Annotated in this window: 11 protein-coding genes and 1 pseudogene; 7 read left to right on the top strand and 5 right to left on the bottom strand. The window is 58.1% G+C overall.

Annotation, left to right across the window (positions count from 1 at the left end):
- Positions 1-211: 211 nt before the first annotated feature.
- Positions 212-382 (top strand): annotated as a pseudogene (locus AVI_RS30705) (IS6 family transposase); the annotation flags it as partial.
- 550 nt (positions 383-932) lie between these two features.
- Here AVI_RS30705 and AVI_RS23950 read toward each other — a convergent pair.
- From AVI_RS23950 to AVI_RS23935, 4 genes are all read right to left on the bottom strand, one after another.
- Positions 933-2,003 (bottom strand): LacI family DNA-binding transcriptional regulator, encoded by a 1,071-nt coding sequence (locus AVI_RS23950; RefSeq protein ID WP_012650547.1) that lies wholly within the window; start codon positions 2,001-2,003, stop codon positions 933-935.
- A 41-nt stretch (positions 2,004-2,044) separates the two neighbouring features.
- Positions 2,045-3,436, bottom strand: a complete 1,392-nt coding sequence (locus tag AVI_RS23945; RefSeq protein WP_012650546.1) for an aminotransferase — start codon at positions 3,434-3,436, stop codon at positions 2,045-2,047.
- 15 nt (positions 3,437-3,451) lie between these two features.
- Positions 3,452-5,374 carry a hydantoinase B/oxoprolinase family protein gene (locus AVI_RS23940; RefSeq protein ID WP_012650545.1) on the bottom strand — a complete coding sequence of 641 codons (1,923 nt, stop codon included), beginning with the start codon at positions 5,372-5,374 and terminating at the stop codon, positions 3,452-3,454.
- A 65-nt stretch (positions 5,375-5,439) separates the two neighbouring features.
- Entirely contained in the window at positions 5,440-7,482 is a 2,043-nt protein-coding gene (locus AVI_RS23935) for a hydantoinase/oxoprolinase family protein (RefSeq protein ID WP_012650544.1), read from the bottom strand.
- A gap of 350 nt (positions 7,483-7,832) precedes the next feature.
- Here AVI_RS23935 and AVI_RS23930 point away from each other — a divergent pair, with 350 nt between their 5' ends.
- The 5 genes from AVI_RS23930 to AVI_RS23910 all read left to right on the top strand — a co-directional run bounded on the left by AVI_RS23930 (position 7,833) and on the right by AVI_RS23910 (position 13,049).
- Positions 7,833-8,948 carry a sugar ABC transporter substrate-binding protein gene (locus AVI_RS23930; RefSeq protein ID WP_012650543.1) on the top strand — a complete coding sequence of 372 codons (1,116 nt, stop codon included), beginning with the start codon at positions 7,833-7,835 and terminating at the stop codon, positions 8,946-8,948.
- Positions 8,949-9,076: 128 nt separating this feature from the next.
- Positions 9,077-10,129: an ABC transporter permease gene (locus AVI_RS23925; RefSeq protein WP_012650542.1), complete on the top strand. Its 1,053-nt coding sequence runs from the start codon at positions 9,077-9,079 to the stop codon at positions 10,127-10,129.
- Between the two features lie 65 nt (positions 10,130-10,194).
- Positions 10,195-11,613, top strand: coding sequence for an ATP-binding cassette domain-containing protein (locus AVI_RS23920; protein WP_237682045.1), 1,419 nt, complete (start codon positions 10,195-10,197; stop codon positions 11,611-11,613).
- Positions 11,614-11,615: 2 nt separating this feature from the next.
- Positions 11,616-12,386, top strand: coding sequence for an SDR family oxidoreductase (locus AVI_RS23915; RefSeq protein ID WP_012650540.1), 771 nt, complete (start codon positions 11,616-11,618; stop codon positions 12,384-12,386).
- A gap of 96 nt (positions 12,387-12,482) precedes the next feature.
- Positions 12,483-13,049 (top strand): gluconokinase, encoded by a 567-nt coding sequence (locus AVI_RS23910; RefSeq protein WP_234618169.1) that lies wholly within the window; start codon positions 12,483-12,485, stop codon positions 13,047-13,049.
- A 403-nt stretch (positions 13,050-13,452) separates the two neighbouring features.
- On the opposite strand, the gene AVI_RS23905 is transcribed toward AVI_RS23910, so the two are convergent.
- Entirely contained in the window at positions 13,453-14,367 is a 915-nt protein-coding gene (locus tag AVI_RS23905) for a LysR family transcriptional regulator (protein ID WP_012650538.1), read from the bottom strand.
- A 123-nt stretch (positions 14,368-14,490) separates the two neighbouring features.
- Here AVI_RS23905 and AVI_RS23900 point away from each other — a divergent pair, with 123 nt between their 5' ends.
- The gene (locus AVI_RS23900; protein WP_012650537.1) at positions 14,491-15,789 is read left to right on the top strand and encodes an MFS transporter; all 1,299 of its coding nucleotides are present in this window, start codon (positions 14,491-14,493) and stop codon (positions 15,787-15,789) included.
- The last annotated feature ends 9 nt before the right edge of the window (positions 15,790-15,798 follow it).

Below are 15,798 nucleotides of genomic sequence, written 5' to 3'. Positions count from 1 at the left end.
GGAAACCGGGAGCCGAACGCCACTCTGTGACCGAAGCCAGGAGCGGCATCAGCGTCACGCATTGGAGAATGGTTTGAGAACCGACGAAGGACAACAACCTGTCCGGCGGAGAGAAAAACTTTGCCGATCAATGCGAACGCCAGTCAAAACCTAACCGAACCCAAGAAAAAGCCGCTAATGGAGGCGTTTTGCCACTTGCATTCTTTCATTGGAGCGGATCATGAAGCGCTTCAAGTCACAGCGACATCTACAACGATTTGTCTCTATCCATGACCCGATCGCCAACCTATTCCACATCCCGCGCCACGACATCCCTTCCAACCATTATCGCCAATTGCGTTCAGCGGCGATGAACCTGTGGGCCAAAATCGCCCGAGCATGATCGGCGAAATCGGCCGGCGCCATGGTCTGCGCTCGTTGCCATTAAGTTGACGATGCCATCGAGAGTATTCGCCGCCGCGTTCGGCCGGGATCTTCACAACACGCTCCGACTCTACTTATACCTGGCGCGGCTTCGTCATCGACAAGACTTATTGCAAGCCACGCCACGGCGTCATCGATGTGGTTTTCCGTCAACGCGCCTACGAGTGGCACCGCGACGACTTTGTTGCGACGCAGCCATGCCAGCGAAACTTCGGCGGCACTAACGCTTTTTGTCGAGTAGCAACCGCATTTACAGCCTCGATGATCGCGCGGTCGCTCTCAGCAGTCACCGGGTTTTGAGCCGCGCGAGAGGGTTCCGACACGGTACGTCCCGTTGTCGTGCCCCATCGTCGCGCAAGCTTGCACGCGCCAGAGAACGGTAGATCATCGTCGCCATGCCCTCATCCATTTAAAGTCGCGCTCCTCCTCGCGCGCCACACGGTTGTACAGATCGATATAGTCAGTTCACAGCCGGCGGAGGCTATGATCGATCTCCGTCATGATGGCCTTTATATTCGTTCATGCGAAAATGGCTTTTCTGTCGATTCGCGTCTCACGAGTTCCGGCTGGAACACTGTTTCGGTCGAGGACCGGGTCGGAGAACGCAGCCGCGCGATCAGCAATTCCACGGCCGCCTCTGCCATTTGCGTCACAGGTTGGCGAATAGTGGAAAGGCCAGGTGTGGTCAGCTGCGACAGCACGATGTCGTCAATCCCCACGAGCGACATCTCGCCGGGAACAGCGACGCCGTGCTGCCTGAGAGCAGACAATATGCCGACCGCTATCATGTCGTTAAGGGCGATGATGGCCGTTGGACGCGGATTAGATGACAGCAATTGTGCCACGCTGCCGCGCCCAATCTCAAAGAGCTCAACGTCGGAATAGCTCGCAATGCCATCGACAAAGGACTGGACGACGACAGGGCAATCGGAAAGGCCGTGTCCAGCGACGGCGGCCTCGAACCCTGCAGCCCGTGATGCGCGAGCGAACGTGAACGACGAGTCTGACACGTAGGCGATATGCCTGTGTCCCAAACTCACGAGATGGTCGACCGCTATGCTCGTTGCAGCCTGATTGTCTAGATTCACGAGGTCAACATTTGCCGAGCCGAGATCCCCGCGCCGGGCGTCTATTGCCACCACCGCCAGATCCGCGGGGGCCGACTTTCGGCGGCCGACGATCGGCGAGACGGTGATGACGCCGCGAATGCCAAAGCTGAGCATCTCCTCCTCGAATTCGTACTCACGCTCAGCGTCGCGCATCGTATTGCACAGCAGGACACGATAGTTGTGCCGGCCCGCAGCCTGTTCGACCGCCAGTGCCAGTTCACCGAAGAACGGGTTGATGACGGTGGGAACCAGCAATCCCACCATCGGTACCTTGCCCGTCTTCAGTTGGCGTGCAGCGTTGTTGGGCCGATAGCCGAGGCTCTCGATCGCCTGGTTGATGCGCTCCCGCGTCTCAAGCCCCATATTTGCAAAGCGCTCGTTCAGGTAGTTCGAAACGCTGGAGCGAGAAACGCCGGCGGCTTCCGCGACCTCTTTGATGGTGATTTTCGTGGAGCCTTCGCCTGTGGTCATCGCCTGTGCCGTCTCGACTGGATTCTCATCATTTCAAGGTTCTATCCGGCTGCCGGCAATTTGGAAATGACCTCCTGCTCGAGCTCCTTCATGCTTGCCAGCAGCGCATCCACGATGAAGTCGATCTGGGCATCATCGATAATGAATGGTGGGCAGAAGGTAATTGAGTTGCCCTGCGGCCGGAGCATGAGCCCCTTCTGCATGGCGATACGCTGGAGATGCTGCGGAATGCAGAAAGCAGCGGCAAAGGGCTCTTTCGTTTCCTGGTTCGCGACGAGCTCCGCTGCGAGCAGAAGGCCCTCCCCGCGAAACTGACCGACGTACGGGCACGCCGCAAGGACTGGCTCGATTTTCGCCCGCAGCATTTGCCCTCGCTGTTGCACCCATCGGGGCAGCTCCATGGACTGATACTGCCTAATGGCTTCCGTCACGATGGCGGCACCCACAGGATGTCCGGAATTTGTGAAGCCATGCCCGAACAGGCTTCCATCCCTGTTGATCGACTTGATCGCCTCGTAAATTTTGCCGGAAACCGCAACTGCAGAAATGGGGAAGAAAGATGACGACAAGCCCTTCGCCATCGCCATCATGTCCGGCATCATGCCGACCGTCTGGCAGCCGAACCAGTTGCCTGTGCGGCCGAAACCGCAAACGATCTCGTCATCCAGGCAGAGGATGCCATATTTATCGAGAACCGCCTGGATACGTTCGAAATAGCCTGATGGCGGCACGATGACACCGGCGCCAGCATTGATCGGCTCTGCGATAAATGCAGCGATCCTATCAGCTCCCTCGGCCAAAATGAGCGCTTCCAGTTCATTTGCGAGGCGCTCGACAAAGGCTCCCGTGGTCTCGTCCTTACGCTGCTCGCGATAGGGGTCTGGGCAAAGCGTGTGGACAACGCCTTCCAGAGGCAATCCGAATTCCCGGTGCATATGGGGAAGGCCGGTCAACGACGCTGCAAAGATGGTGGAGCCGTGGAATGCGCGCTGTCTTGCGATGATCTTTCGCCTTTGCGGCGCGCCATTGGCGGCGTGATAAAGCCAGGCGATCTTGACCATGGTCTCGATCGCTTCCGAACCGGAGGTCGCGAAAAAGACCCGCGCATCGTCCAGCGGGACCAGCTGCGCGATCGCCTCGGCGGCATCGATGACGGCCGGAGAAGCCCGGCCGCCGAAAGTGTGATAGAAGCCCATGGTCGCGTAAGCGTCCGAGGCTGCTTTCGCCAAGCCATCATTGGTGAACCCGAGTGAGGCGCACCAGAGTCCAGCCATAACGTCCAGATAACGGGTTCCCGCATCGTCGAAGATATAGGGGCCGTCTGCCTTCGCGATGACGAGGGGGCCCTCGCCTTCATGCCGCTCGGGATTCGTCTGAGCATGCAGGTGAAAACGAACGTCACGGGCGGCGCTAGAATTCGGTATCATGGACATGGGACGTTTCTCCTGTCAGGCCTTGGTCCAGCCGTAGATTTGCTCTGCCGCTTCGATGGAAACGAAGCCTTCGGCGACATCGCGTTCGATAGCATCCTTCGCACGCGCAGTCGGCGCGCCGAAGCCACCGCCTCCCGGCGTGCGCAACCGAATGCGATCGCCTGGCTCGAAGCGGATATTGGCGTACTTGCTGGTCGAACGCTTGCCGTAGGCTTCCTTCACGTTCTGCCACTCGGTCGAGCTTGCCTTCAGCACGTGGGTCGCGCCATTGTCGCCTTCCTTGCCGTCGAACAATGCCCAGGGCCTGATCGTATGGCGATCCGTGCACTGGCTGCCGGTAATGGCCACATCGGTCATCAGCAGAGTCCGCTCATAGCCGAGACCGCCGCGATATTCGCCAGCGCCAGCCGAATCCGTGATCAGCTCGCAATTCTCGACGCGGATGGGGAAGCGGGTTTCGAAGACTTCCGTTGGATTGAAGCGGCAATTGCCGTTGATGGCGATGTTGCAATTGTTGCCGTCGAAGCCGCTACGACCGCCCCAGCCACCGGCCATGATGTCATAGCAGGCGAAGTATTCGTCATAATCAGGATGATGGCCGCCGAAGACGAAGTTGGTGCCGGTGGCGGCTTCAGCAGCCATGACACGCTCGGGCGCGCAGGTCGCCATTGCGCCGATGACGATCCCGGCCAGACGTGGATGGGTTTCGGTGTTGCCGGCAACTTCCGGCGCCGGGAAATCGACGTTGGCGACAGTTCCGGGCGGCGAGACGACCTTGATGGGGCGGAAGCAGCCGGAGTTCTTCGGAATGCTGGGATCCGTCATGTGCAGGACGGCATTGTAGGTAGCACTTGTCGTCACGCCATAAGTGGCGTTGATCGGACCACGTGCCTGCTTTGCCGTGCGGCGGAAATCGGCGATGAACTCGTCGCCCTGCACAAAGACGTCGACGGCGACCTTATAAGACTGCGCCGTTATGCCGTCGTCCTCGACGGTGTCCTCGAAGCTGTACATGCCGTCATCGAAGGACGCGATTTCGGCGCGCATACGGCGTTCTGAGTAATCCATTAGATCCAAGCATGTCTGCTTGAACACGTCCTTGCCATACTTGCGGATAACGGCCGTCAGACGGTCGACACCCAAATCGACGCTGGCGATCATCGCCCGAAGGTCACCATAGTTCTGGCGCGGCGTGCGAACGTTGGCGAGAAGCAATTTCCAGACCTCGTCGACATCTTTGCCGGCCTTCTTGATCTTGATCGGCGGCACGCGAAGGCCTTCCTGGAAGACTTCCGTCGCCTCGCCCGCGAATGCGCCCGGCACCATGCCGCCGATCTCGGCGACGTGGCCTATGCAGACGGCAAAACCCACGAGTTCGCCGTCGATGAAGACGGGTTTGAAGAAGGTATGTTCGGGAAGATGGAGGCCGCCCCGATAGGGGTCGTTATGCAGGATGACGTCGCCTTCTTCCAGAGTATCGAAATCGATCTCCTGCGCGCAGCTCTTCATCAGGATGGGCATGCCACCGATCATGGCCGGGTTGAATTCGGCCACCGCAATCATCTCGCCGTCCTTGTCGGCGAAAGCGCAGGTGAAATCGAGACCTTCATTGAAGATCGTCGAATAGGACGTCTTCATGAGCAATATGCCCATCTCGCGGCAGACCGAAACCATGGTCGATTCAAGGATGTTCATGGTGACGGGATCGAGCGGTGCAAGCCGCGTGCTCGTAGATGCCACTGGCGCCGATGGCTCGAAGGGCAGCAATGCACGAGCCGAACGGTCCGCGCGCATGCCATCCCAGCTTTCGCACCACTCGCTGCAGTAAAGCGTGTGCCCGCCGTGCAAGCGTTCGTCGGACACGCCGTAGAGCAGCTGACCGCAATTGGCGCACTTCAGATATTTTTCGATGTAGTAGCCGTTTTCAGAAAAACGCATTTGATTTCTCCGGGTATCGGGCCTGCGGATAGCTCATCCACGCAAGGCGCCGGGAATGACTGGGCTCAGGCGAGGATGTCGATGATCAGATTTCCGAACTCGTCAACGGACAGCGTGCTGCCGGGATTGAGCACCGTGACGGATGCAGGCTCCTCGACAACGGCTGGACCGGGAATGACGTCTCCGAACAGCAGGTCGCCGCGATCGTAGACCGGCGCCTGATGCGAACCGTCGGCAAAATAGACCGACCGCGCCGATTTCGGCTTCGCGGTTCCCGCGGTGCGCTCCAGCCGAAGGATATCCGGCTTGGGCGTCGTTGCCACAAGGGTGACGGCGCAGCTTACGATTTCCATGATGTCGCCCGGCGAGGAGAAACCGAAACGGGCCTTGTGTGCGCGATGGAATGCCTCCCAGAGCGCGCTGCCATCGGCAGCCTCGAAGGCCGTCTCGTCGATCCGCATTTCAAGTTCATAGTTCTGGCCGAGATAGCGCATCTCGAGCAGGTAGTGCCCCTCGATGTCAGTGGTGTAGCCCTGTTCATGCAGCTCCGCCGTCGCCTCGGCGATCAGCTGGGAAAGGATGGACTGGCCGAGCACCGGGTCGTAGTGCCTGCTGGTAATATGCGTCGTGCGCTGCCGATCGACGCGGGCGTCGGTCAGTATGAAGCCGGAAGCCGAGAACTGGCCCGGATGGTTGGGAACCAAAGCTCTCGGAATTCCCATATCAGCGGCAAGGTCATTGGTATGCAGGGGACCTGCACCGCCAAAGCCGGCCAGTGTAAAGTCCCGGGGATCAAGACCCTGTTCGATGAGAACAGTACGAAGCGCGCCGACCATGTTGTTGTTGGCGATTTTGAGGATTGCCAATGCTGTGTCCTCAATGCTGCGACCCAGTTTCTCGGCAACACTCGATACGGCAACTCGCGCCGCTTCAGCGTCGAGCTTCATGCGGCCGCCGAGGAAGTTGTTGGGATCGATGCGGCCGAGCACGACATTGGCGTCCGTGACCGTTGGAAGTGTTCCGCCCCCGCTGTAGCAGGCAGGCCCAGGATTTGCTCCGGCGCTCTGCGGGCCGACGCGCAGCATGCCGCCATTGTCGATCCAGGCAATAGAGCCGCCACCGGCGCCGATCGTGCGGATGTCGATCATTGGGATCTGGATCGGCATGCCCCATTCGATTTCGAATGCGGTGGTGAAACGCTCGCGACCGTCCAAAACAGTGGCGACGTCGCTTGACGTTCCGCCGATGTCGATGGTGACGAGGTTTTCGATGCCGGTGAGCTTGGCAACGGCACGGCTGGCGATGACGCCGCCGGTCGGACCGGAGAGAACGAGATTGACCGGCGCGTTCGCGGCCGCGTCCAGCGTCATCTCACCGCCGTTCGATTTGATAACGACGACATTGGCATCCATCTTTGCCTCGTCCAGACGCTTGCGCATGCTGGCAAGCTGGCGGGTGACGACAGGCTTCAAATAGGCATCGGCGATGGCGGTCGATGCACGTTCATATTCCTTCCATTTCGGAAGAATTTCATAGGACGCCGTGATCGGTAGACCTGGCAGCTCTTCGGCGAGGATTGCCTTGATGCGCAGCTCGTGCACGGGGTTCACGTAGGAAAACAGGGTGCAAACGGCAACCGCTTGAATATCCGGCATGGCACGGATGGTCGCCGCCAGGGTCCGGACCTCTGCTTCGTCTAGCGCCATGAGCACGTTGCCCTTGGCATCAAGACGCTCGGTCAGCTCGAAGGAATGGCTTCGCTTGACCAGAGGCGTCGGCTTCACCCAGCTCATATCATAGTGATAGCGGCGATTTCCGCGCTGAATGAAGGGAATATCGCGGAAGCCCCTTGTCGTGACATAGGCAACTGTTGCGCCTTTGCGCTCGAGCACTGCGTTCGTGCCAACCGTCGTGCCGAGGCGAACATAATCGATCTCGTCCCTGTGCGCGAACTCGGAGAGGCCATTCAGGATGCCGACGACAGGATCCGTCGGTACGGATCTGACCTTCCACACATTGATGGTGCGCTTTTCGCGATCATAGGCGACGAAGTCGGTGAACGTGCCGCCGACATCAATACCAAGCATGAAACGAGACTGATTATCCATGAAGCCTTCTTTGACGTACTCTCGTACGTTCCCCTTATTTGCGTGGATTGTGTTGCGTTTTAGTGTATCGATCCACAAAATACCAACTACTGTCAACCTCAATTTTTTAATGAGGCGAGACGTCAGCATCAAGAGAATTAAGATGCGCCGCCATCATATGGATGATTTCATTAGGTAATTATCGCTGTTCTGACACGTATGGATATTCTACTGCCCGAGACAAAATTCGAAATTTTCCTCAGCGGGGTGCCAAAATGCGATTGACGACGGCAATTATTTGTGTACCGATACACCTGCCGCACAATCATAAAATAATCGGCTATTCCTTCAGAGGTAGAAAGGTCTTTTCCATGGAAACCAAGTCACGCATTGGCGTTCTTGCTGCTCTTCTCTGTGCAAGCGCGATCACACCGGTCGCAGCGCAGGACAAAGCTGTTCCCGATGGCGTCATGTCGCACAAGTTCGCTTGGGGCGACTTTAAGCTCGCACCCCGCATCGCCGACAAGCTGAAGACCGGAAAGCCGGTCAACATCGTCATTCAAGTTGCCGGAACAGGCGTGCCGATTTCCGGCGCCCAGTTCAAGTTTGGTACCGTCAAGGGTTGCGAAGATGCCAAGGCGGCCGGCCTCAACGCAAACTGCCGCCTGGTCGGCCCGGTCAACCCGGATCCGGCACAGCAGATCAACGAACTTGAGACGCTACTCAACTCTGATCAGGTCGATTGCCTTGGCGTCCAGGCACCGCTACCCAATCAGTTCAACGCCATCATCAACCGTTACGTCGACGCCGGCGTTCCGGCGATGACGCTGAACAACGATGCTGCCAAGTCCAAGCGCTTCTCATTCTCGGCGCTGAACGAAGTTGCTGCCGGACGTTTCAACGGCGAAGCGACGGCAAAGCTGGTCAGGGAAATGCGGCTAACCATAACCGAGGTGGCCCTCGGTAGCGGCGGCCCGGATGAGCCCTGGGCCCAGGGCCGCATGCAGGGCTTTCAGGAAGGCTTCAAGGCCTCCTATCCAGATGTGAAGTTCTTCAACGACTACAAGACCGGCCTGCCGACGAGCCGGAACTACACCACGGCGGAAGTCATCGACAGCGTGACGCCGTTCCTGACGGGCAACCCGAAGGTCAATCTGTTTTTCCATACCGACCAGGGTGTCGAGGGCGTTGCGCGCGTCATCAACAATCTGGGCCTGACCGGCAAATCCTTTACTTCGGGCTTCAACGTCAGCGGCGCAATTCTGGACGATATCGAAGCGGGCCGGACGCTCGTCACCATCGATCAGGGCTTCGACAATCAGTCCGAAGCTGCAGTAAAGCAATGCGTGGCCTACCTGACCAAGGGCGACGTTCACGCTGATCCCCTTCAATACCTGAACCCGATCGTCATCACGAAGGCTGGCGGAGATGGGATGATCACGGTCGAGGCCGCCAAGGCCCGCCTGAAGGCTGCGCTCGGAAAGTAATCCAGCGCTGGCGGCTGGCTTCGGCGAGCCGCCCACTTTAATAGAATCCAGGTGATGAACGCGAAGTCTCGGGCCGAAACCCCGGAACAAGCGCCTATACCGCCATGACTATCGTAAAGGGCCACAGCATGCTCGCCATACTCAAACCGGGAAACATGATCAACGGGCTGCGAACGGCAGGCCTGGTGCTCGCAATCGTCGTCATTGCGGCCTTTGTGCAGAGCCAGCATGACTCGTTTCTCGGCATTAACAACCTGACGACGCTGCTGCGTTCGATGGTTGCTCTCGCTATGATCGCCTTCGCGCAGAAGTTGATCATTCTGCTTGGCGAGATCGACCTTTCGGTCGGCTCTGTCTACGGCCTGACCTCGATTACCATGGCGACCCTTTGGCTTGGCGGCGGAGCCCTTCCCTTCACTCTGCCACTGATTCCCGCCCTCCTCGTTTCTCTGGCCATCGCCGCTTTCGTAGGCCTTTTGAACGGGTGGTTTGTCGTCAAGGCGAGGCTTCCTTCATTCATCGTAACGCTTGGGATGCTCAATGTCGCGGAAGGTTTGCAGCTTCTGATCAGCAACGCGCAGACATTCACGCCCGCCTATTCCGACCCGGCACCGCCGGAGTGGGAGCTCTCCATCTTCAAGGCCATCGGCCAGGCGCCGCTTCTTTGGAACATCCCGAGCGCGACGCTCTGGCTCGTGGCCTCCTTCCTGCTTTTTTGGTTTATAAGGCATCGCACCGTGTTCGGCTTTCGCCTCGCCGCAATCGGCGGCAATGCCGAAGCTGCTCGCATCGCCCGTCTGCCGATCGTCAAGTACAAGTTGCTGGTCTTCCTCATCAGTGGATTGATGGCCGGTCTGGCCGGCATCGTCGACTTCTCCTATGTCGGCTCGGTCGGCCCGAGACAGGCTGGGTCTCTGCAATTCTCAGTCGTGGCAGCTGTGGTCATCGGCGGTGCAAGCCTGGCGGGCGGTCGCGGAACGATCGTCGGTACCCTGCTCGGCGCGATCCTCCTGTCGCTTCTGACGAACGGGCTTGCGCTGATGGGTGTCGGTTCCTTCGCGCAGCTTCTCTTCATCGGTATCGTCACGATCGGTGCCGTCTGGCTCGATCAGGGTTCCCAGATCCTTATCCGGCGCGCGGCCCAGCGCTCTGCCGCCAAGCGTGAGGCGAAAAGCGAATGATCAGGCTTTCGGCGACGAATCTGCGCAAGAATTATGGTCCGACAAGAGCGCTTGCCGGCTTGTCCATGGAACTGTCCTCGGGCGACATCGTCGGGCTGGCTGGTCCAAATGGGGCTGGAAAGAGCACCCTCACCCGCATGCTCGCGGGCGAAGAACTCCCGGACTCCGGCTCGATCATCTTGGAAAGGGACGGTCGTGGCGTCGACCGCGTAACGGATCACGTTGCGGTCGTCCATCAGGAACCCCAGGTCTGGCCAAACCTGACCGTGCTTGAAAACCTTGCGGTCGGCCGCGAAGCCTCCGCCGTGGGTTCGCCGCGACCCAAGGTAGATCCATCGCCGGCGCTGAAACTGCTGGAACTGGAGCGTTTCGCGCACTACCAGCTCTCCGATCTGTCACTCGCCGTTCAGCAACGCGTTGAGATTGCGCGGGCAATCATGTACGAAGCGGACATCTTCCTGTTCGACGAGCCGAATTCCGCGCTAACCGACGAGGAGTCGAAATCGCTCTTCTCGGTCATGCGGCGATTGGCCGATGCGGGCAAGATCGTCCTCCTGATCACGCATAGGCTCGAGGATTTCGTCAATTCCTGCGGCCGGGTTCTGGTTCTGCGAGACGGCACCATTCAAGGCGACCTCTCGGGCGATCGCATGACCGAGATGGCAATCGTCAGGGAGCTCACCCATGGCCTTAGCCTGACGGAGGCGACTTCACGCGCGACGGGCCGTCAAATGCCACCGGACCCGTCGTTCATCGTCTCGCTCAATAGCTGCTCCGATCCAGCCGGAAGTTTTGACCGGATCGATCTGAATATTGTGCCCGGAACCGTTACCATCGTCGCTGGAGTTGAGGGCTCCGGAGCGCGCGAACTTGTTCGCGCTCTGGGCCGCTATAGTCCGATCAGCGGAAATCTGAACGCCAGGCGGAAAGACGGCAATGAAATCGCCGTTAGTTATGTTGCTGCAAGCAGGCGATCGACCGTCTTCCCGAACTTAAGCGTTGGCGACAATCTCGTTGCCCGGCTCAATTGGTCGTCACTATGCAGCCCGATACCCTTTCTTTCCCGCTCGAAGATTGCTGCCCGGGCTGACGCTGCGGTCAAGAAATACTTTGTAAAGACCGCGAGCATCGACCATCCGATCACCTCGCTCAGTGGTGGAAACCAGCAGAAGGTGGTCGTCAGTGCGGCAGTTGAATATGGTGCGGAACTTCTGGTCATCGAGGAGCCGACCCGCGGGGTGGACTTTAGCAGTAAACGGGACATCTATGCGATCCTTCGTGACTATGCTGCGAAAGGTAACGCTGTTGTTCTTTTCTGCACAGAAGTCCCGGAAATGTATGAGGTTGGCGACGAGGTGGTCGTTGTATCGCATGGCCGCATCATGGGCAATGCGGCCATCGACGAACATGCCTCGGCGACCCAGTTGACACATCGCATCACCGAACTGGAATCCGGCCATTCCACCATCTCGGAAAGGGCTTGAGAATGCTGGAAAGAACACTCTTCAATCTGGACGGCAAGCATGCGCTCGTCACCGGATCAAGCCAGGGCATCGGCCTGGCGATTGCCGAAGGCCTTGCGAGCTATGGCGCAAGCGTAACCCTGAACGGCCGCGATCCCGCCAAGCTTGAGGCGGCCCGGAACACGCTCAAAAAAGCAGGAGCCGAGGTCAACGCCGCTGCGTTCGATGTCACGGACGCAAAGGCAGCGACGAATGGCGTCCGCCTTATTGAGGAACGTTTCGGACCAGTCGACATCCTTGTCAACAATGCCGGCATGCAGTTTCGCTCGCCACTTGATAAGTTTCCGCACGACAAGTGGGACGCGCTGCTGAGGACAAATGTCTCGAGCGTCTTCTACGTTTCGCAGCCCGTCGCGCAGCAAATGATCGAACGGGGCGGCGGCAAGATCATCAACATTGCCTCGGTGCAAAGCGAACTCGCACGCCCCGGCATCGCGCCATATACGGCAACCAAGGGCGCAGTTAAAAACCTGACACGCGGCATGTGCACTGACTGGGCCCGTCATGGGTTACAGATCAACGCCATCGCACCCGGCTATTTTAAAACTCCACTCAATCAGGCTCTTGTCGATGACACGGCGTTTTCCGCGTGGCTTGAGACACGCACACCGGCAGGCCGCTGGGGCAACGTGTCAGAACTTATCGGCGCTGCAGTGTTCCTTGCGAGTGATGCATCGTCATTCATCAATGGGCATACACTTTATGTCGATGGCGGGATTACCGTATCGCTCTAGCTTTTTGCATAGGCTTGGCTGGAAATCATGGCCAATGCCTCGCTCCTCCTTCCGGCCGTTTGACAAATTGCCAGCAATCCCAGTGAGAGCCTTGACGTGACTGCTTTTGAACCCTCGCCAAGCATATCATTTGGCAGCGTAACCGTTGTGATAGGTGTCTCAGGTTGCGGCAAATCCACCGTCGCGAAGCGACTAGCGGAAGAAGTTGGATGGCGTTTTTTGGAAGGTGATACGCTTCATCCTGAAGCCAATATTTTGAAAATGCGTCGAGGCATTCCATTATCCGATGACGATCGTCTTCCGTGGCTGGAGAGGATTGCCGACGAACTTTTGTCGGCATCGGACAAGGGGGAAGGCATTGTCGCCTCTTGCTCAGCGCTTAAATTTATTTATCGGGAACGGCTACGCGACCGTTTAGGCCGAAGGCTGAATTTCGTATTTCTCAACGCTTCGTATGAGGCACTTAGTATCCGACTTGGCGGCCGGACGAACCATTTCATGCCACCGTCACTGCTTCGCAGTCAATTCGCGACGCTTGAGACGCCTGCAGGAGAACCGGACGCCTATGAAGTAAACGCAGAATTGGGCATCGAGGATATCCTTGATTGCGTGCGGGCGCTATTCACGAAAAAGGGGCGTATAACTGGCTACGGTGCCAGGTGATTGCCAAGTGTGATGAGTCTGAAACAATCGAGGCCTATCTAACGCGCGATATGTCGGATTCTTTTACGGCTGCCAAAGTCACCAGAGGTGAATCACCGAATCAGAATCGCTCGCCTCAAATCCTGGGAATATTATCCTGAATATTAGAATGTCAAACAATTCGCATCGAGATCTGACGAGTAGGGCGTCAGGTAGTTTGCTCAAACAAAATTCCCTGCTAGGCTAGGGTCCCAATATCTGGCCTACAGCAGCGACGATACAGCCAAAATCTTGAACGGTGTAATTTGGCAACCGAGGGCGGAGCAGCGCCGAGATTGGCGGCTTGAAGAGTATTTCTCGGACGTAGCTTGTAATAGCTTGATATAGCAGCCATTATCTTTAGGTGCGGCAACCACAGTGCCGTCTATGCGTGTTCGAAATAACGATCAGCGTTGTCGCCCATAAGCTTGATGAGCTGATCCCGGCCTGCGTCTCTAACACCCTTCATCCAGGCTGCCGCGAGCGGAAGCGTTTCCAGCCGGCTGTCGTCCGACGTGCGGATCGACAGGAACTTCAGGCCTTTGACGGTCAGCTTCGCCGTCCAACGCGGTACGATCGCGGATCCGATGCCCGCTGCGACGAGATTGATGATCGTCTGCTTCTCGTCCGCGACCTGCGCGATACGCGGGCGGAGCCCAGCCTTTGCGAATATGTTCATCGTAAGATCGTGACTGTGGGGACGAGACCGGCGATCCGGGACGATGAGCGGTTCGTCTACCAAGGCGTCCACCGTTACCTCGCCAGCCGCAGCAAGCGGATTGGTAGATGAAACGGCGACGACCGCTGTTTCGAAAAACAAAGGCTTCACCGAGATGGCGCGGCTCAACCCATGCGTAGGCCGGATCAGAATGACGTCAAGCCGTCCGGCCAGAAGCTTAGGCACCAGCCTAATGGTCTTATCTTCGACGATCTGGACGATCGTGCCCGGAGAGACTTCTCGAAAATCCTGTAGAAGCTGCGGGACCAGGCCTGCCGCCGCGCTGTCTATCGTTCCAATGCGAAGGAACTGGGAATGCTCATGACTTGCGCCGCGAAACCGATCCGCGAGCTTCTCAAGACGGTCCAGGATTGGCTTGACCTCCTCAAGGAGCAAAACACCATCCTGCGTGAGATTAACGCTGCGCGTCGTCCGCACGAACAGCTGCGTCCCGAGCGACTCTTCAAGGAGACGGACATGACGACCGAGAGACGCAGGTAAAATCCCGGCTTTTTGGGCCGCTCTCCCGAAGTGCAATTCGTCGGCAACAACAACGAAACACCTTAGCTGCTCAAGCTCCATCGAAACAGTCCATTATTTCATTTAATTATACAATTATATGAGTGTTGGCTCTGAGGAAAGGGGATAATAGGGTCGCCCGATGCCGCTGGAGGGCGGAAGACTTACATCTGGGAGGAGCTCGCTATGACTGGCGAATTGGAGACGCGCGTATTGCGCAAAATCACGTGGCGCATTGTGCCATTCATCATGGTCCTGTATCTCATTGCATTCATCGATCGCGTGAACATCGGTTTCGCGTCGCTGACGATGAACCAAGACCTTGGGTTCTCGTCCACGGTCTTCGGTTTCGGCGCTGGCATCTTTTTTCTCGGTTACTTCCTGTTTGAAGTGCCGTCCAATCTCATTCTGAACAAAGTCGGTGCGCGTATCTGGATCGCTCGGGTAATGATCACCTGGGGCATCGTATCAGGCTGTATGGCGCTGGTTCAGGGATCGACGAGCTTCTACATTCTACGCTTCCTGCTGGGTGTCGCCGAAGCTGGCTTCTTTCCCGGCATCATCCTCTATCTGAGCTACTGGTTCCCGGCGCGGCGTCGCGCCGCCGTTACCGCCATGTTCATGGCTGCCGCGCCTCTCGCGACAGCTATCGGATCGCCGATTTCCGGCGCGCTCCTCGAGATGCACGGCCTCTGGGGCCTGGCCGGATGGCAGTGGATGTTCATTATCGAAGCCATTCCTGCAGTTATCCTCGGCGTCGTCGTCCTGTTCTATCTGACGGACCGCCCGGAAAAGGCAAACTGGCTGACCGACGAAGAGCGTAACTGGCTCGTCAAGACGATGGAGCAGGAGCAGGCCGGAAAGCCAAAGGCAAGCCACAGCATCTGGGCCGGTCTCGCCGATGTTCGAGTGCTCGCCTTATCGCTGGTTTACTTTGGTACTTCTGCGGGCCTCTATACACTCGGCATCTGGGCACCGCAGATTATCAAGGGCTTCGGTCTGGCCTCCTTCCATGTCGGCCTGATCAATGCCATTCCCGCAATTTTTGCCGTTGTCGGGATGATCCTGTGGGCACGCCATTCCGACAAGACAGGTGAGCGCACCTGGCATGTTGTCGGCGCTTGCCTGCTCGCTGCGGCAGGACTTGCCTTCGCCACGGGCGCGATGACGGTCTTTACGGTCCTCGTTGCCCTGACGCTGGTCAATATCGGCATCAGCGCCTCAAAGCCGCCGCTTTGGAGCATGCCGACGCTCTTCCTATCCGGCCCGGCCGCGGCCGCGGGCATCGCGACGATCAATTCGATCGGCAATCTCGGCGGCTTCGTCGGTCCGTCGATGATTGGCTGGATCAAGGACACGACCGGTAGCTTCGCAGGCGGCCTGTACTTCGTCTCCGCCCTCCTGGTCATATCCGCGATCGTCACCCTGATCCTCGCCAAGACCTCCTCGGGCTCGCCGAAACACAAACCGTCCATACAACACTGATTTTTGGAA

The organism is Allorhizobium ampelinum S4 (genome assembly GCF_000016285.1).
Taxonomy (GTDB): Bacteria; Pseudomonadota; Alphaproteobacteria; order Rhizobiales; family Rhizobiaceae; genus Allorhizobium; species Allorhizobium ampelinum.
The sequence above is the reverse complement of the archived record's forward strand: the minus strand, read 5'-3'. Positions and strand labels throughout refer to the sequence as shown.